The organism is Bacillus sp. DE0042 (assembly GCF_007680225.1).
Taxonomy (GTDB): domain Bacteria; phylum Bacillota; class Bacilli; order Bacillales; family Bacillaceae_G; genus Bacillus_A; species Bacillus_A wiedmannii.
Map to the genome: position 1 here is coordinate 183,730 of NZ_VEJP01000005.1, position 26,661 is coordinate 210,390.

Here is a 26,661-nt window from a genome sequence, read left to right on the forward strand (position 1 = left end):
ATATGTTAACAGGAAAACAAAAAAGATTTTTACGTGCACAAGCACATCATTTAACACCAATTTTTCAAGTAGGAAAAGGCGGAGTAAATGAAAATATGATTAAACAAATCGCAGATACTTTAGAAGTTCGTGAACTATTTAAAGTAAGTGTGCTACAAAACTGTGAATTCGATCGTCGTGAAGTTGCAGAAGAACTTGCAAAAGGCGCACGTGCTGAAATCGTTCAAGTAATTGGAAGTACAATCGTTTTATACAAAGAATCTAGAGAAAATAAACAAATTAAACTTCCGCGATCAAAAGAATAGCATATGATATTCTTTATCGTTAGTGCGTAATGATGTAGAGAGCGAAACCAATTGAACTTTTATTAACAGTAACTCTCTTCGGATAGGAATGAAGAGAGTTATTGTAGGTAAAAGGAAGGGGCGTTTCTTTTGAGAAAAATTGGCATCATTGGCGGTACGTTTGATCCACCGCATTATGGGCATTTGCTAATTGCAAATGAAGTATATCACGCTTTGAATTTAGAAGAAGTATGGTTCTTACCGAACCAAATTCCGCCGCATAAACAAGGGCGGAATATTACAAGTGTAGAAAATCGCTTACAAATGTTAGAGCTTGCGACTGAGGCAGAGGAACATTTTTCTATTTGTTTAGAAGAGCTAAGCAGGAAGGGCCCATCTTATACGTATGACACTATGTTACAATTGACGAAGAAGTATCCGGATGTGCAGTTTCACTTTATTATTGGTGGAGATATGGTTGAGTATTTACCGAAGTGGTATAACATTGAAGCGTTACTCGATCTTGTGACGTTTGTTGGGGTTGCAAGACCTGGTTATACATTGCGTACGCCTTATCCTATCACCACTGTGGAAATTCCGGAGTTTGCAGTTTCTTCATCTTTATTGCGTGAGAGATATAAAGAGAAGAGAACATGTAAATATTTACTTCCTGAAAAAGTACAGGTGTATATTGAGAGGAATGGGTTGTATGAATCGTGAGAAAGCACTTCATATTGTCAAACAACAAATGCATGAAAAACGTTATATACACACAATAGGTGTAATGGAGACAGCAATTGAACTTGCTAAGTTATACGGTGTGGATGAAAAAAAGGCTGAAGTTGCAGCTATATTCCATGATTATGCGAAGTGTAGAGCGATTTCTGAGATGGAAGAGATTATTAAAAGTGAAGATTTGCCGAAAGATTTACTTTGTTATAACAAAGAGTTATGGCATGCACCTGTTGGGGCATACTTAGTAGAAAAAGAAGTAGGCATTACGGATCCTGAAATCCTGCAAGCTATTACATATCATACAAGTGGTCATGAGAAAATGACGATGTTAGATAAAGTAATTTATGTAGCTGATTACATTGAGCCTGGGCGAAAGTTTCCAGGGGTGGAGGAAGCTCGTAAACTCGCATATACGGATATGAATCAAGCTTTATTATTTGCGTTAAAGCGAACAATTCAATTTTTAATGGAAAAAAATCAAACGATTTATCCATTAACATTCCAAACATACAACGCAGTTATCAAGGAGGAAATTAGTAAATGAAAGATAAAGATTTATTAGTATTAGCAGCAAAAGCGGCTGATGATAAGAGAGCAGAAGATATGGTTGTCCTAAATATGCAAGGTATTTCACCAATTGCAGATTATTTCATTATTTGTCACGGTAACTCAGATAAGCAAGTGCAAGCAATTGCGCGTGAAATTAAATCAAAAGCACATGAGTTTGAAATCGACGTACAACGTATGGAAGGTTTTGACGAAGCACGCTGGGTACTAGTTGACCTTGGAGATGTAGTTGCTCATGTATTCCATAAAGATGAGCGTAATCACTATAATTTAGAGCGTCTTTGGGGCGATGTGCCACGTGAGGATATTACAGACGAGCTAGACCAATGAAATACGAACAATTTGCATTGTTGTACGACGAACTAATGAATGATGTTCCTTATGATAAATGGGTGGAATTCACAGAGGAAAGTTTACAGCAAGCGGATATGAAAGAGGCGAAGATTCTTGATGTAGCATGCGGTACTGGTAATGTAACACTTCCGCTTGTACAAAAGGGTTACGATTTAATCGGTGTCGATCTTTCAGAAGAGATGTTAACGGTCGCTCAGCAAAAACTAGGCGGAGAAGGATACTTTATTCCTTTTTACCAACAAGACATGCGAGAGCTTGATGTTCCAGGTGAGTTTGACTGTGTAACGATCTTTTGTGATTCATTAAATTATGTATTGCAAGAAGATGGAGTGCAAGAAACATTTCGAAGAGTGTTTCACCATTTACGTCAAGATGGTTTGTTTTTATTTGATGTACATTCTTTATATAAAATACATCATGTATTTCAAAATGAAACATACACAGTGAATGGAGAAGAAATATCTCTTATTTGGAATTGCTTCCCTGGTGAAGAATCAAATAGTGTAGAACATGATTTAACATTCTTTGTTCAAGACCCAGAAGAAGATGTGTACCATCGTTTTGACGAATGTCACGTGCAACGTGCATATCAGGTTGAAGAGTTAACGAAATGGCTTGAAGAAGCTGGTTTTACAGTGCTTCGTGTGACTGGTGACTTTGAGCGACTTGAAGTTACAGAACAAACAGAGCGTATTTTCTTCATGGCGAAGAAAAACGCATAAAACAAAAGCAACCGAGAAGGTTGCTTTTGTTTTATAAAGAAGTTGTAATTTTAGTTCTAGCATAATAGGAAGATGATATACGTGAAGTGTGAAAATGCTAGTTTAAGTGAAAATGTAATGTAAAAAAGTAAGTATTTATAAAAAGGATTTGGAATGACGATGACGTATTTATTATGTGTGTTTATTGAATTGTTGATTGACGCATTTTAAATCTTCATCAAATTTCTCATGTGTCCGCTCAATTAATTTATGAAACATATCCCCAACATGTTCTTCTAAAACACGAATGCCTTCTCCTGTAACGCCGCCTTTAACACATACTTTTTCTTGTAAAGTAGGCAATGTGAAAATCTCTTTTTCAAGTAGTTTTCCCATTCCAATGACCATTTCACTTACTAAAGTAGTGGCTTCTTCATGTGTAATATTTGTTTTATCTACAGCAGCGTTAATGAAACATTGTAATAAATAACTAAAGAATGCAGGGCCGCAGCTTGCTATATCAGATGAAACGCGCGTTATATCTTCTTCTATCATAAGAGGAGTAGAAATGTTTTTGAATAGGCGAAATAGCTTTTGTTGCCACTCTTCAGAGCATTTACTTCCAAATGTAAATAGTGATGCGCCAGACAGGGCGCGGTTTGTAATGCTCGGAATGATACGTGCAATGTGGCAAGGTACAAGCGTCTCTAATTGTGACGGAGATATTGGACTTGTGATAGAAACTAAGCACTTTTTATCAGAAAAATGTTCAGCGTATTTTTGTAGGATCGGGTATATATCTATTGGCTTTACGCAAATAAAAATAAGATGTGATCGTTCGATTACCTCATCGATAGTTTTGGCTATATGAACAGAAGGGTGTTTTTCCTTTATATGATATGCTTTGGCGGGCGTTCGATTAATGATTGTAAGGCACGAAGGTTTGACAGCACGGGTTTCTAAAAATGCGTCGATTAGTATATTCCCCATGTTCCCTGTCCCTATAATTCCTATGTTCAATGTTTCATCCCTCCTTCGTAACAGCTTTCTCCTAAACAATATGAATGATGTTATAAATTTATGATTAGAGGTGTAAAATGATGTGGGATTTTCCAAAGAAATGGTTAGGATTAGTAGCTATTATTGGAACTGTATTTTTTCTTCTTTTTTGGAAAACGAACCAGCATACAGAGCGAACGGTCATTGCAACGGATGTTCAAGCGAAAGAGCTAGAGAAGAAAAGTAAACCGAAAATATCGGATACAAAGCAGCAGAAAAAAATAATTGTAATTGATATGAAAGGGGCTGTTGTTAAAGAGGGGGTGTATGAAATGAAAGAAGGGGACCGGGTCAAGGATGCTATTGAAAAGGCAGGTGGTTTTTTACCCGAGGCAGATAGGAAGAAGGTAAATTTAGCACAAATGGTACAAGACCAAATGATCCTTTATGTACCGAATGAAAACGAACGAGTGCAAGAGGTAGCTGCTATTGCAAAGGGGGAGGGGAAAGTTCAAATAAATGCAGCTTCTAAAGAACAACTTGAAAAAATTACAGGCATTGGTTCTCGGAAAGCAGAAAGTATTTTGAAATATCGAGAAGAACATGGTCCTTTTCAGAAAATAGAAGATTTGTTAGAGATTGATGGGATCGGTGTGAAGTCATTGGAAAAAATAAAAGATCAAATTATTATTCCGTAAAAGATTGACGAAGTTTTTCTTCATTCGCTACACTACAAGTAGACAAAAAAGTAGGTGAAAAATATGGAACGAATTTCATGGGATCAATATTTTATGACGCAAAGCCATCTGCTATCTTTACGTAGTACATGTACAAGGCTTGCAGTAGGAGCGACAATCGTTCGTGATAAACGAATTATTGCTGGTGGATATAATGGTTCAATTAAAGGTGGCGTACATTGTATAGATGATGGATGCTACGTTATTGATAATCATTGTGTTCGTACAATTCACGCAGAAATGAATGCTTTATTACAGTGTGCAAAATTCGGTGTGAAAACGGAGGAAGCGGAAATTTATGTTACGCATTTCCCTTGTTTACAATGCTGTAAGGCGATTATTCAAAGTGGTATTACAGCAGTTTATTATGCGCAGGATTATAAAAATCATCCATATGCCGTAGAGTTATTTGAAAAAGCGAATGTAACAGTGAAACACGTTCCGCTAGAATATAATATTGCAGCATTAGAGGATCAAAAGCGTCATATTGAGTTAAAAGAACTATTTGCATCTTTAGAAAAAGAAAACTTATCAATGGAAGAATTACAGCATGTATTCACGAAAGCAAAAATGATGCTATAAGGAGTGAGTATGAGTTGTATGGACAATGGGGCTATGTTGCAATCTCGTTTATCATAGGGATTGCAATTGCCTTTTCCACTTCAGTTTTATTGCTGACTTGTTGTCTCGTTTTGTATGTTTTCTATTGTTTATACCGTACTTCGCGTAAAACCTTCTTTTTTTGTATGTTAGCGTGTTTTAGTGGCGCTATGTACACTACGTATATTCAAGGGCAAAACAAGCCTCTAGGAGAATCTTACGAAGTTACAAGGGGGGGAATACAAAATACACCTCTTATTAACGGGGATCGCCTAACATTTCAAGTTGAAGATCAGAATAAAAATATAGTGCAGTTAAGTTACAAAATTAAATCGGCCTTGGAAAAGAAACAACTGCGACAATTACATGCAGGAGTATCATGTGTATTCGAAGGTGAGAGGAAAGAACCACCAATAGCTCGGAATTTTCATGGTTTTAATTATCGTGATTATTTGTATAAGCAAAATATTCATTTCATATTGGAGGCTACATATATTTCTGAATGCCAAAAAACATCGTTGTCACTCGTGCAATGGATTCTTCTTTTGAGACAGCAAGCAATCTCGGGCGTTACAGAAATGTTTCCAGCGCAATCAGGTGCTTTTATGAATGCATTAGTATTCGGTGATAGACAACAAATGACATTTGAAGTTGAAGAGCAATATCAGCAATTTGGTCTTGTACATTTGTTGGCGATTTCAGGATCGCATATCGTATTGTTAATGGTGATTGTGTATTTTATTTTGCTAAGAAGTGGTGTAACGAGGGAGGTAGCGACAGTATGTCTTATCTTTTGTATTCCTCTATATATGATTTTAGCAGGAGCAGCACCGTCTGTTATAAGAGCTTCTATAACAGGAGTTTTGATGTTGATTGCTTTCATATGTTCTATTCGTTTATCTAGCTTAGATGCTTTAAGCGTTACAGCTATATGTATGCTTATATTTGATCCGTATCTTGTTTTTGATATTGGCTTTCAGTTTTCGTTCGTTGGTAGTTTCGCCTTGCTTTTGTCAGCCCCGCTTTTACTAGATAGTAGTAATGGAGTAATCCGAAATTCCATTTATATTTCTTTTATTTCACAACTCGTTAGTACTCCGATTTTGTTATATCACTTCGGTTATTTTTCTCCATATAGTATTTTTCTTAATATCCTATACGTTCCGTTTTTATCTCTTATTGTATTGCCGGGTAGTATTATCGTTTTGGTATGTATACCAATCGTCCCGTTTCTTGCAAAAGGACTTGCGAATGTACTATCAATAGGTTTGAATCTTTCTAATGATTTTCTAAGTTATTGTGAAAATTTACCGTTTATCCGCCTTGTTTTCGGGCAAACACCTATATTTCTTGTAGCTCTATATTACGCGAGTATTGTTAGTATATTGATGGTTTGGGAAAGGCGGGTGTCGAAGAAAATTATGTTCGTAGCTTCGGGTATATTTCTTTTTGTTTGTACATGTCATTATGTATATCCGTATTTTAGAGAAAGTGGGAGTGTTACATTTCTTGATGTTGGACAGGGAGACGCAATTTTAATTCGCCTCCCGTACGATAAAGAGATTTACCTCATTGATACTGGTGGAACAATGCGTGCAAATAAGGAAGAATGGCAACGGAAAAAGCATGAATTTTCTGTTGGAAATGATATTTTAATCCCTTATTTACAAAAGGAAGGGATTAAAACAATCGATAAATTAATCGTAACGCATGGAGATGCGGATCATATAGGTGCTGCGCAAGAGTTATTATCAAATATAACCGTAAAAGAAGTTGTATTTGGCCGAAAAGAACAAGATGCGGTATTAGAAAAAGTATTAAAGAAACAGGCATTAGAAAAGGAAGTGAAAATAAGTGAAGTGGGAGAAGGAGAGAGTTGGAGCGTAAATGAAGCGGAATTTTTTGTGTTAGCTCCAACAGGAAAAGCGAGGAGTGAAAATAACGCTTCAATTGTAATATGGGCAAATTTAGGAGGGGTAACGTGGCTGTTTACAGGTGATTTAGAAGAAGAAGGAGAGAAATTTTTAATAGCTACGTATCCAGATTTACGGGCGGATGTTTTAAAAGTTGCTCATCATGGGAGTAATACGTCATCTATAGTGCCTTTTTTGAGCGCTGTACAGCCTGATGTAGCGATTATTTCTGTCGGTGAGCTAATAGGTATGGGCATCCTCATAAGGAGGTGATAGAGCGTTTAGAGAAGATGGGGATTGAAATATGGCGTACGGATAAGCAAGGCGCTATTTCCTATGTTTTTAAAGTGGAACACGGAACCTTTCGTAGCAAAATCACATATGATGAAACACATAATAGATAAAAAAGAAGACTGCCAGTAAGCAGCAGTCTTTAAGAACCGATAAATTTAATAACAGTTGCAATGATGAAAAGTGTTGCGAAAAAACCAAATGAGACGATAAATCCTACCCCTGAATCAATAGCGTCATTGCGTTTACTTTGAACGTTTTGTTCAAAATCATTCATTTAGAATCCCTCCCCAACATTCCACTTTAGTATAAAATATTGTCAGAAAAAAATCTACAATTTCCATATGAAGAGAAATCGAGCGTTTTTACTACTTTTAAATCGTTAAGGAACGTGAGTTTTTTGTTTCCAAGCATGTTAACAGTTGGCACTTATACTTGAATTTTTATTGTGAATAATAAAGGGAAGGTGATTACCGCACACCAATAAGAAACCCGGGGCTTATTGCGTGGCGTTTAATATAAATAAAGGAACGGGTCATAAAGCCTGTTCCTTTGTACTTGTAAAACGAAAGCTAGGGCATTAGTATAAATATATATTGCCAAGTTAGGGAGTAGGAAAAAGTATGAGTGATATACATAAAAAGATTAAAAAGAAGCAGTTTGCGCCGTTGTATTTACTGTATGGAACGGAAGCGTTTTTTATAAGTGAAACGATAAAGCTTATTACAACAGAAGCGCTTGAAGAGGAAAATCGCGAGTTTAATGTTGTGACATATGATTTAGAAGAAGCGTATTTAGAAGATGTGGTTGAGGATGCACGTACACTTCCTTTTTTCGGGGAACGTAAAGTGATAGTAATAAAATCACCACTATTTTTAACTTCACAAAAAGAAAAATTAGAGCAAAATATAAAAATTTTAGAAGAATATATTGGGGAGCCTTCTCCATTTTCTATTCTTGTTTTTGTTGCGCCTTACGAAAAACTTGATGAACGAAAAAAAATTACAAAACTATTAAAGAAAACAGCGGACTTAGTAGAAGCGAATGCGATGCAAGTGCAGGATGTTCAGAAGTGGATTGTTGCTCGTGCAGATGAAGTGCATGTGCATATAGATAATGCAGCTGTTAGTTTGTTATTAGAGCTTGTGGGAAGTAATGTAACGATGTTGGCGAAGGAAATGGACAAGTTAACGTTATACGTCGGTATGGGCGGAGAGATTACACCGAAACTTGTTGCGGAGCTTGTGCCAAAATCGGTTGAACAAAATGTGTTTGCTTTGACAGAAAAAGTGGTAAAAAAAGATATCGCGGGTGCGATGCAAATTTTGGATGGATTATTTACGCAGCAAGAGGAACCCATTAAACTGCTTGCGTTATTAGTAAGTCAATTCCGCTTGCTCTATCAAGTGAAAGAGTTACAGCAGCGTGGTTATGGACAAAATCAAATTGCGTCTCATATTGGTGTGCATCCATATCGTGTAAAGTTAGCGATGAATCAAACGAAGTTTTTCTCTTTTGAAGAATTAAAAAAAGTGATTATAGAATTAGCGGAAGCTGATTATAGTATGAAGACTGGAAAAATGGATAAGAAACTTGTACTTGAGTTTTTCTTAATGCGGTTAAATCATATGTGATGAAACAAAAAGTTCACGTGCTTAGCACGTGAACTTTTTGTATATAAAAAAACGATCCAAATGGATCGTTTTTTAAACGCCTTACGCGTTTACTTGTTTCGCTAAGCGAGATTTTTGACGAGCTGCAGCGTTTTGGTGGATAAGACCTTTACGAGCTGCTTTGTCAAGTTTTTTAGAAGCAGTTTTGAAAGCTTCTTTAGCATTTTCAAGATCGTTATTAGTAACTAAAGCTTCTACAGTTTTAACAGCAGAACGCATGTCAGACTTGATAGAAGCGTTATGTGAACGACGCTCTTCGCTAAGTTTAGCGCGTTTGATAGCAGATTTGATGTTTGCCATACTTTTCACCTCCCTGGTGCAATCGAATGACTCGATTCTTAACATAGAACAAGTGATATTCTATCAAACGGTGAAGAGAATTGCAATAGTATATCAATGAAATTTCACGTAAAGGAAAGAATGACCTTATATAACTTTGGGAAATCTAACGATATTTACTATGAATTACGGAGGAGATACGATGAAAGAACCATTAGATTTAAGTAAATATAGTGTTAGAACGGACCTTGCTGTAGAGGCACATGAAATGCTGCAAGAGAGTCAAGAAGAGCAAAAAGGGATACAAGGAGTTATTGTAAAAGAGAGGGAAGAAGAAGGTATTACCATTACAAAAGTAACGATTGATGAAATTGCCTCTGAATCGATGGGTAAAAAACCTGGGAGTTATTTAACGCTTGAAGTACAAGGCATACGTCAACAAGATACGGAACTGCAACAAAAAGTAGAGCGCATTTTTGCAAAAGAATTTTCTTATTTCTTAGAAGAGGTTGGCGTTACGAAAGAAGCGAGTTGTTTAATTGTTGGTCTTGGGAATTGGAATGTAACGCCAGATGCGCTTGGACCGATCGTTGTAGAAAATGTATTGGTAACGAGACATTTGTTTCAATTGCAGCCTGAAAGTGTAGAAGAAGGGTTTAGGCCTGTTAGTGCAATTCGGCCGGGAGTAATGGGAATTACAGGAATCGAAACGAGCGATGTCATTTATGGAATCATTGAGAAGACGAAGCCAGACTTTGTCATTGCAATTGATGCATTAGCTGCCCGCTCTATTGAACGAGTAAATAGTACGATACAAATTTCTGATACGGGAATTCATCCTGGATCGGGTGTTGGGAATAAGCGTAAGGAACTCAGTAAAGAAACATTGGGTATTCCTGTTATCGCGATTGGTGTTCCGACTGTGGTTGATGCAGTTTCGATTACAAGCGATACAATTGATTTTATTTTGAAACATTTTGGACGGGAGATGAAAGAAGGAAACAAACCTTCCCGTTCTTTGTTGCCAGCCGGTTTTACATTTGGAGAAAAGAAAAAATTAACAGAAGAAGATATGCCGGATGACAAGAGTCGGAATATGTTTTTAGGTGCTGTAGGTACACTGGAAGATGAAGAGAAGAGAAAATTAATTTATGAAGTGTTATCTCCTCTTGGCCATAATTTAATGGTGACTCCGAAAGAAGTGGATGCTTTCATAGAAGATATGGCAAATGTAATAGCGAGTGGTTTAAATGCAGCCTTGCATCATCAAATTGACCAAGATAATACAGGAGCATATACACATTGATGGGAAGAGACGATAATCGTTTAAGCCGTTTTTCGCTTTTATGTATATGTAGTGCGGCCTTATGTTTACTTATGATAATAGCAGGGGTGGCACTTGCTAATCATGGTTTGAAAAGTATGAAAGGTTATCAGCAAATGTCGTATGAACAAATAGCTCATATGACAGGAACAGAGGGTGCGGGTGCTGAATCAGAAATTTTGGGAAGTTCGTTTTCCGTTACTGAAAAACAAAAACAATTAGAAAGCTTAAAAAGCTTTAATGTTGTAGAAGGAATTGGTACGGCAATAGCAAGTGCTACTTATGAAGTAACAAAGTTTGGAACGGATATAGTTGTTGGGAAAGTGAGAGATATTTTTAGTTAAGGGTAGCAGGAAGAACGGTTGTCTTACCATTTTGTACGACAGCCGTTTTTAAATTTGAAAAAGGTTTGTCTCTTATGGTTTGTTCGCATAAGATATAGATAGAATGATTTGTATTGTAAGCAGCACGAGTTTTCATTGAATCTTTGCTGCTCTATTGATATAATCAGTGCTAGTGTATATTGGCGAGACTATTAGGAGTTGAGAACATAGATGAACAAAGAAGAAAGAGCAAAAAGACAGTCCAAAATCCGTAATTTCTCTATCATTGCTCATATTGACCACGGAAAATCAACGTTAGCAGACCGTATTTTAGAGAAAACAAACGCGTTAACACAACGTGAAATGAAAGCTCAATTGCTTGACTCTATGGATTTAGAGCGTGAGCGCGGTATTACAATTAAATTAAATGCAGTACAACTAACGTATAAAGCGAAAGACGGCGAAGAATATATTCTTCACTTAATTGATACACCAGGACATGTCGACTTTACGTACGAAGTATCTCGTAGTTTAGCGGCTTGTGAAGGTGCAATTCTTGTTGTGGATGCAGCACAAGGGATTGAGGCGCAAACATTAGCGAACGTATATTTAGCGCTTGATAATAATTTGGAAATATTACCAGTTATTAATAAAATCGACTTACCAAGTGCGGACCCAGAGCGTGTACGTCAAGAGGTAGAAGATGTAATTGGTTTAGATGCATCGGAAGCTGTACTTGCTTCAGCGAAAGCTGGTATTGGTATTGAAGATATTTTAGAACAAATCGTTGAAAAGGTACCGGCTCCAACGGGGGATTCAGAAGAGCCTTTACAATGTATGATTTTCGATTCTTTATATGACCCGTACCGCGGTGTAATTGCATATATCCGTGTTGTAAATGGAACGGTAAAAGTTGGCGATAAAGTACGTATGATGGCAACTGGAAAAGAATTTGAAGTAACAGAAGTAGGTGTGTTTACACCGAAAACAACGCAACGTGACGAGTTAACAGTAGGTGATGTAGGTTTCTTAGCGGCATCTATTAAAAACGTAGGTGATACACGCGTAGGTGATACGATCACACATGCGAAACGTCCGGCTGCAGAGGCGTTAGCAGGGTATCGTAAGTTAAACCCGATGGTATTCTGTGGTTTATATCCAATTGATTCTGCCCGTTACAACGACTTACGTGATGCGTTAGAAAAATTAGAGTTAAATGATTCTGCTCTTGAGTTTGAACCAGAAACATCTCAAGCGCTAGGATTTGGTTTCCGTTGTGGCTTCTTAGGACTTCTTCACATGGAAATCATTCAAGAACGTATTGAACGTGAATTTAAAATCGATTTAATTACAACAGCACCAAGCGTTATTTATAAAGTTTATTTAACAAACGGTGAAGATGTTATTGTTGATAATCCATCTAATATGCCAGATCCACAGTCTATCGATCGTGTAGAGGAGCCGTTTGTGAAGGCTTCAATTATGGTTCCGAATGACTATGTGGGAGCTGTAATGGAAATTTGCCAAGGTAAACGTGGAACGTTTATTGATATGCAATATTTAGATGAAACACGTGTTACACTAACATACGAAATTCCGTTATCAGAAATCGTATATGACTTCTTCGATCAGTTGAAATCAAATACGAAAGGATATGCATCGTTTGACTACGAGTTAATTGGTTACAAACCATCGAAACTTGTGAAAATGGATATTCTTTTAAATAACGAACAAGTCGATGCTCTATCATTTATCGTACACCGTGATTCAGCATATGACCGTGGTAAAGTAATCGTAGAGAAATTAAAAGAATTAATTCCAAGACAACAGTTCGAAGTACCAATTCAGGCGACTATCGGAAACAAGGTTGTAGCACGTTCTACAATTAAGGCGATGCGTAAAAACGTACTTGCGAAATGTTATGGTGGTGACATTTCTCGTAAGCGTAAACTTCTTGATAAGCAAAAAGAAGGTAAAAAACGTATGAAGTCTGTTGGTTCTGTAGAAGTACCGCAAGAAGCATTCATGGCTGTACTGAAAATGGATGACAACTAATAATTGATTGTTATTTCGTACGAATTGAGATAAAAAAAGAAGTCGTTTATACGGCTTCTTTTTTATGTATAATTACTTTTTAGACAACGTAGCTTCTCTCATTTACAATAGTGAGGTGGCTATATTTATGAATGATTGATATAGAGTTAGGAGACTATTAATGTCCGAAAATATTCGAAAAGATATTCACGAGAAAATACAAAATGGCAATTTTAATTGTGAAAAGGAATTGACGCTTTCTATTATTAGCGGGAAGTGGAAAGTTGTGATACTGTGGCATCTTGGTGTGGAAGGGCCTCATCGTTTTAGTGAATTACAACGATTATTCCCAAGCATTTCTCATAAAGTTTTGTCGAACCAATTAAAAGAGTTAATGGAAGATGGGATTGTTGACCGAACAGTATACCCAGAAATTCCTCCGCGAGTAGAGTATTATATGACGGAATTAGGCATGTCGCTTTTACCGATCGTTGAAATGATGTATGATTGGGGAAAAATGCGAATGGAACAAATTCGTAATACGTTAGAGAAGTGAAGATTCCTCCGGAGTGCGGAGGTTTTCTTTTTAGAAAGGTAGGAGTTATATTTGGTGCAAGCTGCATATATTCATATTCCATTTTGTCAGCATATTTGTCACTATTGTGATTTTAATAAAGTGTTTATTGAACGCCAACCGGTCGATCAATATTTAGAGTATTTAGAGAAAGAAATAATAAATACAGTTCAAAAAGTACCGTTTGATAGTATGAAAACGATTTTTGTTGGTGGAGGAACTCCGACAGCGTTAAATATGGAACAGACAAAAAAGTTACTAGATATTATAAACCGTCGCTTACGTCCGTTTGCTCCAAATTGTGAATTAACATTTGAAGCGAATCCAGGTGATTTACCGAAAGAGAAGTTAAATGTATTGCTAGAAGGTGGAGTGAACCGAATTAGTTTTGGTGTGCAAACATTTCGGGATGAGTTGCTTGAGAAAATTGGGCGTAAGCATACGAGGGAAGATGCGTTTGTAGCAATTAGAGAAGCGCAGGAAGTGGGCTTTAAAAATATAAATGTAGATATTATTTATGCTCTGCCAGGGCAGACGATAGAAGATGTAAAAGAAACATTAGACATTGCTTTTACGCTTGGTGTACAACATTTCTCGGCATATTCATTAATTGTGGAACCGAAAACTGTGTTTTATAACTTAATGAATAAAGGGAAATTAAGACTTCCAGGTGAAGATCATGAAGCGAAAATGTATGAAATGGTAATGGATGAAATGGAGAAACACGGCTATACCCAGTATGAAATTAGCAATTTCTCAAAAGGTGATAATGAAAGTAGACACAATCTCACATACTGGAATAATGAAGAGTATTATGGATTTGGAGCTGGAGCGCACAGTTATGTAAATGGAGAACGTATCCAAAATGTAGGGCCGCTCAAGCAATATTTCAATAAAATTGATGAAACTGGATTTCCGTATTTAGATGTTCACGCGGTGACGGAGAAAGAAAGAATGGAAGAAGAGTTGTTCTTAGGACTTCGAAAAACACAAGGTGTATCTAAAATATTGTTTCAAAAGAAATTTAATATGGAGATGAATCAAGTTTTCGCGAAGCAGTTGCAAAAAAATCAAGAACAAGGATTGCTTGAAGAGAAAGATGGATATGTTCGTTTAACGCGAAAAGGAAAATTATTAGGGAATGAAGTATTCCAATCATTTTTGATTGACTAATTAAATGTTCCATAAACGTGAAAAAGTTTCATTATTTCGTGACGTTTCCGTTGACAATTGAATGTCAATTTTGGTAAGTTATTAATAGATTTAGCACTCGAAGACAAAGAGTGCTAACAGAGGTGATGATGAGATGCTTACGGAACGTCAGCTCTTAATTTTACAAACAATTATTGATGACTTTATTGGATCAGCGCAACCTGTTGGGTCGAGGACGTTGGCTAAGAAAGATGAAATTACGTTTAGTTCAGCTACTATTCGAAATGAAATGGCTGATTTAGAGGAACTAGGGTTTATTGAGAAAACGCATAGTTCTTCAGGACGTGTTCCTTCTGAAAAAGGATATCGTTTTTATGTAGACCATCTTTTAGCGCCGCAAAACTTACCGAACGATGAAATTGTACAAATTAAAGATTTATTTGCTGAAAGAATTTTTGAAGCGGAAAAGATTGCACAGCAATCGGCTCAAATTTTATCAGAGCTTACGAATTATACGGCCATTGTTCTTGGACCGAAGTTAAGCACAAATAAACTTAAAAACGTACAAATTGTACCGCTTGATCGTCAAACTGCAGTCGCTATTATTGTAACGGATACAGGGCATGTACAAAGCAAAACGATTACCGTTCCGGAATCTGTTGATTTATCAGATTTAGAAAAAATGGTTAATATTTTAAATGAAAAGCTATCGGGTGTACCAATGGCAGAACTGCATAACAAAATCTTTAAAGAGATTGTTACAGTTTTACGTGGATATGTTCATAATTACGATAGTGCAATAAAAATGTTAGATGGTACATTTCAAGTTCCTTTATCGGAAAAGATATACTTTGGAGGCAAAGCAAATATGCTTTCGCAACCAGAGTTCCATGACATTCACAAAGTAAGATCCTTGTTGACGATGATTGATAATGAAGCCGAGTTTTATGACATTTTGCGTCATAAACAAGTAGGTATTCAAGTGAACATTGGTAGGGAAAACTCTGCGACAGCCATGGAAGATTGTAGTTTAATTTCTGCAACATATTCGATTGGAGAAGAACAGCTTGGAACAATTGCTATTTTAGGTCCGACAAGAATGCAATACTCTCGGGTAATTAGTTTGTTACAGTTATTTACGAGACAATTTACTGATGGGCTTAAAAAGTAAATGAGAGTAATACATTCGCTCAAGTAATGAAATTTTCATTGCTGTGTGTAATATATAATGCTTAGGTAATTGTGTTCAGCATAATACCTAATACCTTTTAAGGAGGTGAATATTGTGGAAGAGCGTAACGAACAAGTGGTAGAAGAAGTAAAAGAAGCGCAAGTTGAAGAAGCTGTCACGACAGAAAACAGTGAAAAAACTGTAGAAGAAAAAAGTGAGGCTGCTCTTTTACAAGAAAAAGTAGATGAGTTACAAGCGAAGCTAACGGAAACGGAAGGTCGCACATTACGTCTACAAGCTGATTTTGAAAATTATAAGCGTCGTGTCCAAATGGATAAACAGGCTGCTGAAAAATATAGAGCACAAAGTCTAGTTTCAGATATTTTGCCAGCTCTTGATAATTTTGAAAGAGCGATGCAAGTGGAAGCGACTGATGAGCAAACGAAATCCTTGTTACAAGGTATGGAAATGGTGCATCGTCAATTGCTAGAAGCGTTGACTAAAGAAGGTGTTGAAGCGATTGAAGCTGTTGGTAAACAGTTTGATCCTAATGAACACCAAGCTATTATGCAAGTGGAAGATAGTGAATTTGAATCGAACGCGGTAGTTGAAGAATTCCAAAAAGGTTATAAACTAAAAGACCGCGTGATTCGCCCATCAATGGTAAAAGTAAATCAATAATTTACATAAAAGTAGGAGGATTCGCCATGAGTAAAATTATCGGTATTGACTTAGGTACAACAAACTCTTGTGTAGCTGTTATGGAAGGTGGAGAACCAAAGGTTATCCCAAATCCAGAAGGAAACCGTACAACACCTTCTGTTGTAGCTTTCAAAAATGAAGAGCGTCAAGTTGGGGAAGTTGCAAAGCGTCAAGCAATTACAAACCCAAATACAATCATGTCTGTTAAACGTCATATGGGTACAGACTACAAAGTAGAAGTTGAAGGTAAAGATTATACACCTCAAGAAATTTCTGCAATCATTTTACAAAACTTAAAAGCTTCTGCTGAAGCATACTTAGGTGAAACAGTAACGAAAGCTGTTATTACAGTACCTGCATACTTCAACGATGCAGAACGTCAAGCAACAAAAGATGCTGGTCGTATCGCTGGTTTAGAAGTTGAGCGTATCATTAACGAACCAACAGCAGCAGCGCTTGCTTACGGTTTAGAAAAACAAGATGAAGAGCAAAAAATCTTAGTATATGACTTAGGTGGCGGTACATTTGACGTATCTATCCTTGAGTTAGCAGATGGAACATTTGAAGTTATTTCAACTGCTGGTGACAACCGTCTTGGTGGAGATGACTTTGACCAAGTTATTATTGACCACTTAGTAGCTGAGTTCAAAAAAGAAAATAACATTGATTTAAGCCAAGATAAAATGGCACTTCAACGTTTGAAAGATGCAGCTGAAAAAGCGAAAAAAGATCTTTCTGGCGTAACACAAACACAAATTTCATTACCATTCATTAGTGCTGGAGCTGCTGGTCCATTACACTTAGAATTAACGTTAACAAGAGCGAAATTCGAAGAGATTTCAGCAGGTCTTGTTGAAAGAACGTTAGAGCCAACTCGTCGTGCATTAAAAGACGCTGGTTTTGCTCCAAGCGAATTAGATAAAGTTATCCTTGTTGGTGGATCTACTCGTATCCCAGCTGTACAAGAAGCTATTAAACGTGAAACTGGTAAAGAACCATATAAAGGTGTAAACCCTGATGAAGTTGTAGCATTAGGTGCTGCAGTTCAAGGTGGCGTACTTACTGGTGATGTAGAAGGCGTACTATTATTAGACGTAACTCCACTTTCTTTAGGTATTGAAACTATGGGTGGTGTGTTCACGAAATTAATCGAGCGTAACACTACAATTCCAACAAGTAAGTCACAAGTATTCTCAACAGCTGCTGATAACCAACCGGCAGTAGACATTCACGTATTACAAGGTGAGCGTCCAATGTCAGCTGACAACAAAACATTAGGTCGTTTCCAATTAACAGACCTTCCACCAGCACCACGTGGTATTCCACAAATCGAAGTAACATTCGATATTGATGCGAACGGTATCGTTAACGTACGTGCAAAAGACTTAGGAACAAGCAAAGAGCAAACTATTACAATCCAATCTTCTTCAGGTCTTTCTGATGAAGAAGTAGATCGTATGGTACAAGAAGCAGAAGCAAATGCTGACGCTGACCAAAAACGTAAGGAAGAAGTTGAACTTCGTAACGAAGCTGACCAACTTGTATTCCAAACGGATAAAGTTGTAAAAGATTTAGAAGGTAAAGTGGATGCGGCTGAAGTTGCAAAAGCAACAGAAGCGAAAGAAGCATTACAAGCTGCGATCGAGAAGAACGAGCTTGAGGAAATCCGTGCGAAAAAAGACGCTTTACAAGAAATCGTACAACAATTAACTGTTAAATTATACGAGCAAGCTCAAGCAGCTGCAGGGCAAGCAGAAGGTGCGCAAGGGGCACAAGATGCTGGCGCGAAGAAAGACAATGTAGTAGACGCTGAGTTTGAAGAAGTAAAAGAAGATAAGTAATATAAATAAGTAAGATGACAAAAAGTCAAAGTCAAGCGTGCCTTGACTTTGGCTTTTTTCACGAATGAAAAGAAAAGTGTGAGGTTCTTAAGTTTTTTACTTTGCATACTGTAAGTGAGGAAACTTTGTTGCAAAGCACTTTCTTTCGGTGTTAAAATTACGTTTATGTGAAAGATTCGGGGGTTGTAAATTTATGAGTAAACGAGACTATTATGAGATCCTTGGACTTAGCCAGGGTGCTTCAAAAGATGAAATAAAAAAAGCGTATCGTCGTTTGGCTAAAAAATATCATCCAGACGTAAGTAAAGAAGAAAATGCAATTGAAAAGTTTAAAGAAGTACAAGAAGCATACGAAGTATTAAGCGACGATCAAAAGCGCGCGCAATATGATCAATTTGGTCATGCTGGTGCAAATCAAGGTTTCGGTGGCTTTGGCGGCGGAGGAGACTTCGGCGGTGGCTTCGGTTTCGAAGATATCTTTAGTTCGTTCTTTGGCGGCGGCGGTGGTAGACGTCGTGATCCAAATGCTCCACGTCAAGGTGCTGACTTACAATATCAAGTTACTTTAGAGTTTGAGGAAGCTATTTTTGGTAAAGAATTAAATGTTGAGATTCCAGTAGAAGATCCATGTGATACTTGTAAAGGTAGCGGAGCGAAACCAGGAACTTCAAAAGAAACATGTAAACATTGTTCAGGATCAGGGCAAGTAAGTGTAGAACAAAATACACCATTTGGTCGTATCGTAAACCGTCAAGCTTGTGGTCATTGTTCAGGAACTGGTCAAATGATTAAAGAAAAATGTACGACATGTCACGGTTCTGGTAAAGTACGTAAACGTAAAAAAATCAACGTTAAGATTCCGGCAGGTATCGATAATGGTCAACAAATTCGTGTATCTGGAAAAGGCGAAGCGGGCGTAAATGGCGGACCGGCAGGAGATTTATATGTTGTTGTTCATGTGAGAAATCATGAATTCTTTGAGCGTGAAGGAGATCACATTATTTGTGAAATGCCATTAACATTTGCGCAAATGGCACTTGGTGCTGAAGTGGAAGTTCCTACTGTTCATGGGAAAGTGAAGCTGAAAATTCCAGCAGGAACACAAACAGGAACAGAATTCCGCTTAAAAGGAAAAGGTGCTCCGAACGTACGTGGATACGGTCAAGGAGATCAATATGTAGTCGTTCGTGTTGTTGTACCGACGAAATTAACTTCACATCAAAAAGAGTTATTACGTGAATTTGCGGGACAAGAAGAGCAGGATGATAGTTTATTTGGAAAGCTTAAACGTGCTTTCAAAGGGGAATAATGGAAATGAAAAATGGAGTTGGTAAATTGTGAAATGGTCAGAAGTTAGTATTCATACAACAGAAGAAGCAGTAGAAGCTGTCTCTCATATTTTACATGAAGCGGGTGCTAGTGGAGTTGCGATTGAGGATCCAGCGGAGTTGACGAAAGAGCGCGAGCAACAATATGGTGAAATTTATGCATTGAACCCAGATGAATATCCGGCGGAAGGTGTATTAATAAAAGCATATTTCCCACAAACGGATTCTTTACAGGAAACGATTGCGGGTGTAAAATCATCTATTGATATGCTTCCATCTTACGACATCGAAATTGGTACTGGAAATATTACCGTTAACGAAGTCAATGAAGAAGATTGGGCTACTGCTTGGAAAAAATATTACCATCCAGTACAAATTTCTGATACATTCACAATTGTGCCGACGTGGGAAGAATATACACCAGCTTCTCCAGAAGAAAAAATTATTGAATTAGATCCAGGTATGGCGTTTGGGACAGGAACTCATCCGACAACAACGATGTGTATTCGTGCTTTAGAAAAAACAGTTCAGCCAGGTGATACTGTCATTGATGTAGGAACAGGTTCTGGTGTACTTAGTATTGCAGCGGCAAAATTAGGTGCGTCTTCTGTTCAAGCGTATGATTTAGATCCGGTTGCAGTGGAAAGTGCAGAAATGAATGTACGTTTAAATAAAACAGATGATATCGTGTCTGTTGGGCAAAATAGTCTTTTAGAAGGTATTGAAGGTCCTGTTGATTTAATCGTAGCTAATTTATTAGCGGAAATTATTCTTTTATTCCCTGAAGATGCAGCACGAGTTGTGAAGTCGGGCGGATTATTTATTACATCGGGTATTATTGCAGCGAAGGAAAAGATAATTTCTGAAGCGCTAGAAAAAGCTGGATTTACAATTGAAGAAGTATTACGAATGGAAGATTGGGTAGCAATTATTGCACGAAATGCGTAATATAGATTTTAGTTTATAATGAAAAGGGGAGTCTCTCACTATAAGGTGAGGGACTTGCCGTTTGTTATATGAAAAAATGATAACGTTTCGTTCTTTTCGTAAGTGTTGACTTACGAAAGGAACGAAACTCTACTAAGGTGATTATATGCAACGTTATTTTGTAGAAGAGAAATATGTAAATGAGACAAGTATTCGCATTGTAGGTGATGACGTACATCATATCGCAAGAGTGATGCGTATGTCAGCTGGTGATCACATTTATTGCTGTGTAAACGGAAAAACAGCAGTATGTTCAATTGATGAAATTACCAGTGAATTTATTAATACGGCTATTGTAGAATGGGTAGAGGCGTCAAGTGAACTTCCTGTTTTCGTGACGATTGCAAGTGGACTGCCGAAAGGAGACAAGCTAGAGTTAATTTTCCAAAAAGGAACTGAGCTTGGGGCGGCCGCATTTTTACCATTTCAAGCATCTCGCTCTATTGTAAAATGGGATGCAAAAAAAGCTGATAAAAAAGTTGAGCGTTTAAGAAAAATTGTGAAAGAAGCTGCGGAACAATCGCATAGAAGCGAAATTCCAGAAGTGCATGCTCCGGCATCATTTAAGCAATTGCTTTCAATGAGTAATGAGTATGATGTATGTCTTGTTGCGTACGAAGAGGAAGCAAAACAAGGTGAGAAATCCAATTTTGCTAAAGCTTTAACGACGATGAAACCAGGCCAAAAACTATTGATTGTATTTGGACCAGAAGGTGGTTTAGCGGAGGAAGAGATTACTACGCTTCGTGAACATAAATTTGTACCATGTAGTTTAGGACCAAGAATTTTAAGAACAGAAACGGCGCCGTTATACGCGTTAAGTGCTGCTTCGTATCATTTTGAATTGATGGGGTGATGATCAATGTCAACTGTTGCGTTCCATACGTTAGGTTGTAAAGTAAACCACTATGAAACAGAAGCCATTTGGCAATTGTTTAAACAAGGTGGATATGAAAGAACTGAATATGAAAAGAAAGCTGATGTATATGTTATTAATACGTGTACAGTAACGAATACGGGAGATAAGAAAAGCCGTCAAGTTATTAGACGTGCTGTTCGTCAAAATCCGGATGCGGTTATTTGTGTAACGGGATGTTATGCACAAACATCTCCAGCGGAAATTATGGCGATTCCAGGTGTAGATATTGTAGTTGGTACACAGGATCGTGAAAAGATGTTAGGATACATCGAAGAGTTCCGCAAAGAGCGTCAACCAATTAATGCTGTCCGCAACATTATGAAAACACGTGTATACGAAGAACTGGATGTACCTTATTTCACGGATCGTACACGTGCATCTTTAAAAATACAAGAAGGTTGTAATAATTTCTGTACATTCTGTATTATTCCTTGGGCACGTGGTTTAATGCGTTCTCGTGATGGGAAAGAAGTTATTAAACAAGCGCAGCAATTAGTAGATGCAGGTTATAAAGAAATCGTATTAACAGGTATTCATACAGGTGGGTACGGTGAAGATATTAAAGATTATAACTTAGCTGGATTACTTCGTGACATGGAAGCGGAAGTAGGCGGATTAAAACGTCTTCGTATTTCTTCTATTGAAGCGAGTCAAATTTCAGATGAAGTAATTGAAGTGTTAGATAAGTCTGAAGTAGTTGTACGTCACTTGCACATTCCATTGCAATCTGGATCTAATACTGTATTAAAGCGTATGCGTCGTAAATATACGATGGAATTTTTCCAAGAGCGTTTAGATCGATTGAAAGAAGCGTTACCAGGCCTTGCAATTACATCGGATGTAATTGTTGGTTTCCCAGGTGAAACAGAAGAAGAATTCATGGAAACATACAATTTCATTAAAGAGAATCGCTTCTCTGAGTTACACGTATTCCCTTACTCAAAGCGTACAGGAACACCTGCAGCACGTATGGAAGATCAAGTTCCTGAAGATGTGAAGAATGATCGTGTTCATTGCTTAATTGAATTATCTAACCAATTAGCGAAAGAGTATGCGTCACAGTTTGAAGGGGAAGTGCTTGAAATCATTCCGGAAGAGCAATTTAAAGAGGGCGACCGTGAAGGGTTATATGTAGGATATACGGATAACTACTTAAAAATTGTATTTGAAGGATCAGAAGAATTAATTGGTAAGCTAGTGAAAGTGAAAATTACGAAAGCTGGTTATCCATATAACGAAGCACAATTTGTTCGTGTTCTTGAAGATAATGTAAAAAAAGAATCAGCAAGCGCATAAATGAAACTTTAATCAGTGGGGTTTTTGTTCCTCCCCACTAATTATCAGCCGGACTCCCACCTAAGTTCTTTGCTTTTGCTGAATTTTGAGATTGGGGTCTTACTGCCCGGCAAATAGCGGGATAAAAAAAGCATGCAAACGGAAACGATTTGCATGCTTTTTTTTCGTGGAGAAGTTAAGTACTGAAAAGGCAGGTGCGTCGAATGAGTAGTTATTTAATATTTTCTTGTATTAAAAAAGATGTAATGATAAAAATATAGTTGTCTTCAGGGGAAAAGGATAATAGCTATCTACATAGCTTTTGAACAGGGAAAGGCATCTATTCTTCTTTTATTCTGCCAAATAGTTGACCTGAAGTGATAAAATGTATTATAATCGTAAAAGACATGCTGAAGAAGGGTTTCTTTTTGCATGCTGAAATTAGTATGTAAGTGTGATGTTTCGGAGGGAGGGAAAGAGAATGTCAAAAACAGTCGTTCGTAAAAACGAGTCTTTGGAGGATGCACTTCGCCGTTTTAAAAGATCGGTTTCTAAAACTGGTACACTTGCTGAAGCAAGAAAGCGCGAGTTTTATGAAAAGCCAAGTGTAAAACGTAAGAAGAAATCTGAAGCGGCAAGAAAGCGTAAATTCTAAGAGAGGGTGTAAGTTATGAGTCTTCTCGGTCGTTTAAACGATGATATGAAACAAGCGATGAAGAATAAACAAAAAGAAAAATTAACCGTTATTCGTATGGTTAAGGCTGCTTTACAAAATGAAGGTATTAAACTGCAACATACTCTTACTGAAGAAGAGGAATTAACAGTTTTAGCTCGTGAAGTAAAACAGTATAAGGACTCCCTCCTTGAATTTAAAAAAGCTGGTCGTGAAGACCTTGTTAATAAACTGCAAAGTGAAATTCAGATTTTAAGCGCATATTTGCCGGAGCAATTAACAGAAGAAGAACTAGCGAATGTAATTAAGCAAGTTATTTCTGAAGTTGGTGCGACTTCTAAAGCAGATATGGGTAAGGTGATGACTGCTGTTATGCCGAAAGTAAAAGGTAAAACAGACGGATCACTTGTGAATAAGTTGGTTATCCAGCTATTAGCATAAAAAAACGTCTCATTTCGTATGAGACGTTTTTTTATGCTTTTTTTCAGTTTGGACGTGATATTACAAGCTCTTTTTTCATACATATGGGATGAGAGGGGGTCTTTTGAGATGAAAAAATTAGAACAAATGAAGAATTGGTTAACAAAGCAAATAGACCTGCCAGTGGATGTGCTAATGGATCTACCTCGGATCACGCTTGTTGGGCAAGTGCATATCTATATAGAGAATCATCGGGGTTTATTAGTGTTTTCAGATAAAGAAGTAAGATTGTTATTAAAGCACGGTCAATTATTAATTAAAGGGCAATCCTTTATTATTAAAACAATCCTTCCAGAAGAACTTTTGCTTGAAGGAATAATTGAGCAAGTGACGTTTTTAGAAAACGAAAAAAAAGAGGAGTGAGGGAAACTTCCATATGTGAAGTTTTTCTTCGTTATTTTCGTGATTCGACCTTACTATTCAGTTTATCTCGCTATTTATGGGTGGTAGAACTCTTTATTTCATTTTCGTACGAGCTATTTTGCTAATTAAAGTGAAAAAAGTAGTGTGTATACTTTTGGAAAGGTAGTGGAGATAGTAGATGAAAAATAAATGGTTTATAAAGTGGCTTGGATATGTAAAAGTACGAATTGAAGGTAGAGGTGCGGAACGATTCGTTAACGAATGTGTACGTAGAAAATTATTAGTTTGGGATGTTAAGAAGATTGCTGATGAAACGTTAGTTTTTTGTATGTTATTACGAGATGTGAAGAAAATAAAACCAATTTATAGAAAAAATGAATGTAAACTATATTTTATTGGGCGTTACGGTTTTCCTTTTTTGAATAAGCGTTTAATTAAAAATAGTGGATTCTTAATTGGTTTTTTAATTTTCTTTTTTGGCATGATTGCATTATCCAATATGGTTTGGAAAATTGAAATTACAGGAGCGAAACCTGAAACAGAATATATATTGATGAAAGAATTGGACAAAATGGGTATTAAAAAAGGGAAATTACAATTCCAAATGCCTAATGTAGAAGATGTACAACGTCATTTGACAGACAATATTAATGCGATTACTTGGGCGGGATTAGAAATAAGAGGAACGACGTACCATTTTAAAATTGTTGAAAAAAACGAGCCGAAAAAAGAAAAGGAACAAAGGCCGCAAAATTTAGTTGCAAAAAAAGAAGCGATTGTGACAAAAACATTTGTTGAAGTAGGAAAACCAGTTGTCTTGAAAAATGACCATGTTGAAAAAGGACAGCTTCTCGTATCAGGGATATACGGTAATGAGGAGAGTCCGACGATTGTTTCGGCGAAAGGTATTGTATATGGAGAAACGTGGTACACATCTGAGGTGAGTGTGCCACTAAAGACGCAATTTCAAGTATATACTGGCAATGCATATAATGAGCATTACCTTACATTTGGGAGTGTGAAAATAAAAATATGGGGATTTCAACATGATAAGTATAAACGCTCTCGTACTGAAAGTGTAAAACATGATGTGAAACTATTTGGTTTTACACTGCCGATCGCGTATGAAAAAGATATTGTACGAGAAGAGGAAGAAGCGAATCGGGAATATACAGAAAAACAGGCAATGAAAGTAGCGAAAGAGATGGCTGAAAAAGAACTAAAGAAAAAATTGGATGAACATGCTATGATTGTAAGTGATAAGATTTTGAGTAAAGAGGTTGAGGCGGATCAACTAAAAGTCACATTGCATTATACTGTGATCGAAAATATTGCAGAGCCACAACCAATATCCGAATCCGATATTCAAGGAGACTGAGTAATGGCAGAACAATTAGTAGAAATGAACCAACAATTGGAAAATGCTAACGAAGCAATCGCTCTTTTTGGAGTCAATGATGCTCATTTGAAAGTAATTGAACGGGAACTGAATGTATCGATTGTAACTAGAGGTGAAACTGTTCATGCATCTGGAGCAGTTGAAACTGTGACACTCGTAGAAAAAATCTTACAGCAATTACTTGTTGTTATTCGAAAAGGTATATCAATTACAGAAAGAGATGTTGCGTATGCAATTCAGCTCGCACAACAAGGGAAAATTGCTCAATTTGAAGAGTTATATGAAGAAGAAATCTTTAAAACGGCAAAAGGTAAATCCATTCGTGTAAAAACAATGGGGCAAAGAAGATATATTCATGCAATGAAGAAGAATGATATTGTATTTGGAATGGGACCTGCTGGGACTGGGAAAACATACTTAGCTGTAGTAATGGCTGTGAGAGCTTTAAAGCAAGGGTATGTAAAGAAAATTATTTTAACGAGACCGGCTGTAGAAGCTGGAGAAAGTTTAGGTTTTTTACCAGGAGATTTGAAAGAGAAGGTAGATCCGTATTTACGTCCATTGTATGATGCTTTGCACGATATTCTTGGACAAGAATATACGCAACGTATGATGGAGCGAGGGGTAATTGAAATTGCACCTCTTGCTTATATGAGGGGGCGTACGCTCGATGATTCATTTGTTATTTTAGATGAAGCGCAAAATACAACGGGTGCACAAATAAAAATGTTTTTAACTAGATTAGGTTTTAGCTCTAAAATGGTTATTACGGGGGACCCTTCACAAGTAGACTTACCAAAAGGGGTAAAATCAGGGCTTTCGCTAGCTTCTAACATTTTATCTGGTGTATCAGGTCTTTCATTCATTACATTAGAACAAACGGACGTTGTGAGGCATCCGCTGGTGCAACGTATTATTGAGGCATATGATAAAATGGAATGATCCTATTTGTCAGGATCATTTCTTTTTGTATTAAGGTTGGC

The 26,661-nt window shown here is 37.1% G+C and carries 28 protein-coding genes and 1 pseudogene; 26 read left to right on the plus strand and 3 right to left on the minus strand.

All coding sequences use genetic code 11. The features are described 5' to 3' along the window. The first annotated feature begins 2 nt into the window (after window positions 1-2). The 5 genes from yhbY to FS802_RS19615 all read left to right on the plus strand — a co-directional run bounded on the left by yhbY (window position 3) and on the right by FS802_RS19615 (window position 2,662). A complete protein-coding gene (gene yhbY / locus FS802_RS19595) occupies window positions 3-305 on the plus strand; it encodes a ribosome assembly RNA-binding protein YhbY (RefSeq protein WP_000955225.1) in 303 nt (100 codons plus the stop codon). A 129-nt stretch (window positions 306-434) separates the two neighbouring features. Next, on the plus strand, window positions 435-1,004 hold the full coding sequence (nadD, locus tag FS802_RS19600) for a nicotinate-nucleotide adenylyltransferase (RefSeq protein WP_001226041.1): 570 nt from the start codon (window positions 435-437) through the stop codon (window positions 1,002-1,004). Continuing rightward, complete coding sequence (yqeK, locus tag FS802_RS19605; protein WP_098653254.1) at window positions 994-1,563, plus strand: bis(5'-nucleosyl)-tetraphosphatase (symmetrical) YqeK; 570 nt, start codon at window positions 994-996, stop codon at window positions 1,561-1,563. The genes nadD and yqeK overlap by 11 nt, the downstream gene beginning before the upstream one ends. Beyond that, window positions 1,560-1,916 carry a ribosome silencing factor gene (gene rsfS, locus FS802_RS19610; RefSeq protein WP_000653202.1) on the plus strand — a complete coding sequence of 119 codons (357 nt, stop codon included), beginning with the start codon at window positions 1,560-1,562 and terminating at the stop codon, window positions 1,914-1,916. Before yqeK ends, rsfS begins: the two co-directional genes overlap by 4 nt. Continuing rightward, a complete protein-coding gene (locus tag FS802_RS19615) occupies window positions 1,913-2,662 on the plus strand; it encodes a class I SAM-dependent methyltransferase (protein ID WP_000873068.1) in 750 nt (249 codons plus the stop codon). Before rsfS ends, FS802_RS19615 begins: the two co-directional genes overlap by 4 nt. Window positions 2,663-2,833: 171 nt before the next feature. Here the strand turns inward: FS802_RS19615 and comER are convergent, their stop codons facing one another. Continuing rightward, window positions 2,834-3,661 (minus strand): late competence protein ComER, encoded by an 828-nt coding sequence (comER, locus tag FS802_RS19620; protein WP_098653255.1) that lies wholly within the window; start codon window positions 3,659-3,661, stop codon window positions 2,834-2,836. A 77-nt stretch (window positions 3,662-3,738) separates the two neighbouring features. On the opposite strand from comER, the gene FS802_RS19625 reads away from it, so the two are divergent. The 3 genes and pseudogenes from FS802_RS19625 to FS802_RS19635 all read left to right on the plus strand — a co-directional run bounded on the left by FS802_RS19625 (window position 3,739) and on the right by FS802_RS19635 (window position 7,294). Then, window positions 3,739-4,338, plus strand: a complete 600-nt coding sequence (locus tag FS802_RS19625) for a helix-hairpin-helix domain-containing protein (protein ID WP_098653256.1) — start codon at window positions 3,739-3,741, stop codon at window positions 4,336-4,338. Window positions 4,339-4,401: 63 nt separating this feature from the next. Beyond that, complete coding sequence (locus FS802_RS19630; protein WP_098653257.1) at window positions 4,402-4,959, plus strand: ComE operon protein 2; 558 nt, start codon at window positions 4,402-4,404, stop codon at window positions 4,957-4,959. A 14-nt stretch (window positions 4,960-4,973) separates the two neighbouring features. Further along, a pseudogene (locus FS802_RS19635) lies at window positions 4,974-7,294 on the plus strand (DNA internalization-related competence protein ComEC/Rec2). Between the two features lie 29 nt (window positions 7,295-7,323). Here the strand turns inward: FS802_RS19635 and FS802_RS19640 are convergent. Then, window positions 7,324-7,458 (minus strand): YqzM family protein, encoded by a 135-nt coding sequence (locus FS802_RS19640; RefSeq protein WP_000997609.1) that lies wholly within the window; start codon window positions 7,456-7,458, stop codon window positions 7,324-7,326. 346 nt (window positions 7,459-7,804) lie between these two features. Here FS802_RS19640 and holA point away from each other — a divergent pair, with 346 nt between their 5' ends. After that, complete coding sequence (gene holA / locus FS802_RS19645; RefSeq protein ID WP_098653259.1) at window positions 7,805-8,815, plus strand: DNA polymerase III subunit delta; 1,011 nt, start codon at window positions 7,805-7,807, stop codon at window positions 8,813-8,815. Window positions 8,816-8,896: 81 nt separating this feature from the next. Here holA and rpsT read toward each other — a convergent pair whose 3' ends face one another. Then, entirely contained in the window at window positions 8,897-9,154 is a 258-nt protein-coding gene (gene rpsT / locus FS802_RS19650) for a 30S ribosomal protein S20 (protein ID WP_001274014.1), read from the minus strand. A gap of 181 nt (window positions 9,155-9,335) precedes the next feature. Between rpsT and gpr the strand changes: the two genes are divergently transcribed. The 17 genes from gpr (at window position 9,336) to FS802_RS19735 (ending at window position 26,620) form a co-directional block, all read left to right on the plus strand. Then, the gene (gpr, locus tag FS802_RS19655) at window positions 9,336-10,439 is read left to right on the plus strand and encodes a GPR endopeptidase (RefSeq protein WP_000662624.1); all 1,104 of its coding nucleotides are present in this window, start codon (window positions 9,336-9,338) and stop codon (window positions 10,437-10,439) included. Further along, a complete protein-coding gene (locus FS802_RS19660; RefSeq protein WP_098653260.1) occupies window positions 10,436-10,801 on the plus strand; it encodes a YqxA family protein in 366 nt (121 codons plus the stop codon). Before gpr ends, FS802_RS19660 begins: the two co-directional genes overlap by 4 nt. Window positions 10,802-11,011: 210 nt before the next feature. Continuing rightward, a complete protein-coding gene (gene lepA, locus FS802_RS19665) occupies window positions 11,012-12,835 on the plus strand; it encodes an elongation factor 4 (protein WP_001030960.1) in 1,824 nt (607 codons plus the stop codon). A gap of 160 nt (window positions 12,836-12,995) precedes the next feature. Next, entirely contained in the window at window positions 12,996-13,370 is a 375-nt protein-coding gene (locus FS802_RS19670) for a winged helix-turn-helix transcriptional regulator (protein WP_001293536.1), read from the plus strand. Window positions 13,371-13,421: 51 nt separating this feature from the next. Beyond that, window positions 13,422-14,561, plus strand: a complete 1,140-nt coding sequence (gene hemW, locus FS802_RS19675; protein WP_033657623.1) for a radical SAM family heme chaperone HemW — start codon at window positions 13,422-13,424, stop codon at window positions 14,559-14,561. Window positions 14,562-14,694: 133 nt separating this feature from the next. Next, window positions 14,695-15,711 carry a heat-inducible transcriptional repressor HrcA gene (gene hrcA, locus FS802_RS19680; RefSeq protein WP_000954947.1) on the plus strand — a complete coding sequence of 339 codons (1,017 nt, stop codon included), beginning with the start codon at window positions 14,695-14,697 and terminating at the stop codon, window positions 15,709-15,711. Window positions 15,712-15,825: 114 nt separating this feature from the next. After that, complete coding sequence (gene grpE, locus FS802_RS19685) at window positions 15,826-16,392, plus strand: nucleotide exchange factor GrpE (RefSeq protein ID WP_000392716.1); 567 nt, start codon at window positions 15,826-15,828, stop codon at window positions 16,390-16,392. Window positions 16,393-16,418: 26 nt separating this feature from the next. After that, entirely contained in the window at window positions 16,419-18,254 is a 1,836-nt protein-coding gene (dnaK, locus tag FS802_RS19690) for a chaperone protein DnaK (protein ID WP_000034697.1), read from the plus strand. 193 nt (window positions 18,255-18,447) lie between these two features. Then, the gene (gene dnaJ, locus FS802_RS19695; RefSeq protein ID WP_088064429.1) at window positions 18,448-19,563 is read left to right on the plus strand and encodes a chaperone protein DnaJ; all 1,116 of its coding nucleotides are present in this window, start codon (window positions 18,448-18,450) and stop codon (window positions 19,561-19,563) included. Window positions 19,564-19,591: 28 nt separating this feature from the next. Next, window positions 19,592-20,530 (plus strand): 50S ribosomal protein L11 methyltransferase, encoded by a 939-nt coding sequence (gene prmA / locus FS802_RS19700; protein WP_000872122.1) that lies wholly within the window; start codon window positions 19,592-19,594, stop codon window positions 20,528-20,530. 145 nt (window positions 20,531-20,675) lie between these two features. Further along, a complete protein-coding gene (locus FS802_RS19705; RefSeq protein WP_064474770.1) occupies window positions 20,676-21,425 on the plus strand; it encodes a 16S rRNA (uracil(1498)-N(3))-methyltransferase in 750 nt (249 codons plus the stop codon). A gap of 6 nt (window positions 21,426-21,431) precedes the next feature. After that, window positions 21,432-22,784 carry a tRNA (N(6)-L-threonylcarbamoyladenosine(37)-C(2))-methylthiotransferase MtaB gene (gene mtaB, locus FS802_RS19710; RefSeq protein WP_098653261.1) on the plus strand — a complete coding sequence of 451 codons (1,353 nt, stop codon included), beginning with the start codon at window positions 21,432-21,434 and terminating at the stop codon, window positions 22,782-22,784. Window positions 22,785-23,244: 460 nt separating this feature from the next. Further along, on the plus strand, window positions 23,245-23,418 hold the full coding sequence (gene rpsU / locus FS802_RS19715; RefSeq protein WP_000048061.1) for a 30S ribosomal protein S21: 174 nt from the start codon (window positions 23,245-23,247) through the stop codon (window positions 23,416-23,418). Window positions 23,419-23,433: 15 nt separating this feature from the next. After that, window positions 23,434-23,877, plus strand: coding sequence for a GatB/YqeY domain-containing protein (locus tag FS802_RS19720; protein WP_000054579.1), 444 nt, complete (start codon window positions 23,434-23,436; stop codon window positions 23,875-23,877). Window positions 23,878-23,985: 108 nt separating this feature from the next. Continuing rightward, window positions 23,986-24,279 (plus strand): sporulation protein YqfC, encoded by a 294-nt coding sequence (gene yqfC, locus FS802_RS19725; protein ID WP_000732264.1) that lies wholly within the window; start codon window positions 23,986-23,988, stop codon window positions 24,277-24,279. Window positions 24,280-24,457: 178 nt separating this feature from the next. Beyond that, complete coding sequence (yqfD, locus tag FS802_RS19730; protein WP_000792474.1) at window positions 24,458-25,657, plus strand: sporulation protein YqfD; 1,200 nt, start codon at window positions 24,458-24,460, stop codon at window positions 25,655-25,657. A gap of 3 nt (window positions 25,658-25,660) precedes the next feature. Beyond that, window positions 25,661-26,620 (plus strand): PhoH family protein, encoded by a 960-nt coding sequence (locus FS802_RS19735; RefSeq protein ID WP_000840500.1) that lies wholly within the window; start codon window positions 25,661-25,663, stop codon window positions 26,618-26,620. Window positions 26,621-26,661 lie beyond the last annotated feature (41 nt).

Bases quoted from the DNA above. Each gene is read 5' to 3' on its own strand.
- yhbY (WP_000955225.1), top strand. From the start codon at position 3: ATGTTAACAGGAAAACAAAAAAGATTTTTACGTGCACAAGCACATCAT.
- yqeK (WP_098653254.1), top strand. From the start codon at position 994: ATGAATCGTGAGAAAGCACTTCATATTGTCAAACAACAAATGCATGAA.
- rsfS (WP_000653202.1), top strand. From the start codon at position 1,560: ATGAAAGATAAAGATTTATTAGTATTAGCAGCAAAAGCGGCTGATGAT.
- FS802_RS19615 (WP_000873068.1), top strand. From the start codon at position 1,913: ATGAAATACGAACAATTTGCATTGTTGTACGACGAACTAATGAATGAT.
- FS802_RS19625 (WP_098653256.1), top strand. From the start codon at position 3,739: ATGATGTGGGATTTTCCAAAGAAATGGTTAGGATTAGTAGCTATTATT.
- FS802_RS19630 (WP_098653257.1), top strand. From the start codon at position 4,402: ATGGAACGAATTTCATGGGATCAATATTTTATGACGCAAAGCCATCTG.
- FS802_RS19640 (WP_000997609.1), bottom strand. From the start codon at position 7,458: ATGAATGATTTTGAACAAAACGTTCAAAGTAAACGCAATGACGCTATT.
- holA (WP_098653259.1), top strand. From the start codon at position 7,805: ATGAGTGATATACATAAAAAGATTAAAAAGAAGCAGTTTGCGCCGTTG.
- rpsT (WP_001274014.1), bottom strand. From the start codon at position 9,154: ATGGCAAACATCAAATCTGCTATCAAACGCGCTAAACTTAGCGAAGAG.
- gpr (WP_000662624.1), top strand. From the start codon at position 9,336: ATGAAAGAACCATTAGATTTAAGTAAATATAGTGTTAGAACGGACCTT.
- lepA (WP_001030960.1), top strand. From the start codon at position 11,012: ATGAACAAAGAAGAAAGAGCAAAAAGACAGTCCAAAATCCGTAATTTC.
- FS802_RS19670 (WP_001293536.1), top strand. From the start codon at position 12,996: ATGTCCGAAAATATTCGAAAAGATATTCACGAGAAAATACAAAATGGC.
- hrcA (WP_000954947.1), top strand. From the start codon at position 14,695: ATGCTTACGGAACGTCAGCTCTTAATTTTACAAACAATTATTGATGAC.
- dnaK (WP_000034697.1), top strand. From the start codon at position 16,419: ATGAGTAAAATTATCGGTATTGACTTAGGTACAACAAACTCTTGTGTA.
- dnaJ (WP_088064429.1), top strand. From the start codon at position 18,448: ATGAGTAAACGAGACTATTATGAGATCCTTGGACTTAGCCAGGGTGCT.
- FS802_RS19705 (WP_064474770.1), top strand. From the start codon at position 20,676: ATGCAACGTTATTTTGTAGAAGAGAAATATGTAAATGAGACAAGTATT.
- mtaB (WP_098653261.1), top strand. From the start codon at position 21,432: ATGTCAACTGTTGCGTTCCATACGTTAGGTTGTAAAGTAAACCACTAT.
- rpsU (WP_000048061.1), top strand. From the start codon at position 23,245: ATGTCAAAAACAGTCGTTCGTAAAAACGAGTCTTTGGAGGATGCACTT.
- FS802_RS19720 (WP_000054579.1), top strand. From the start codon at position 23,434: ATGAGTCTTCTCGGTCGTTTAAACGATGATATGAAACAAGCGATGAAG.
- yqfC (WP_000732264.1), top strand. From the start codon at position 23,986: ATGAAAAAATTAGAACAAATGAAGAATTGGTTAACAAAGCAAATAGAC.
- yqfD (WP_000792474.1), top strand. From the start codon at position 24,458: ATGAAAAATAAATGGTTTATAAAGTGGCTTGGATATGTAAAAGTACGA.
- FS802_RS19735 (WP_000840500.1), top strand. From the start codon at position 25,661: ATGGCAGAACAATTAGTAGAAATGAACCAACAATTGGAAAATGCTAAC.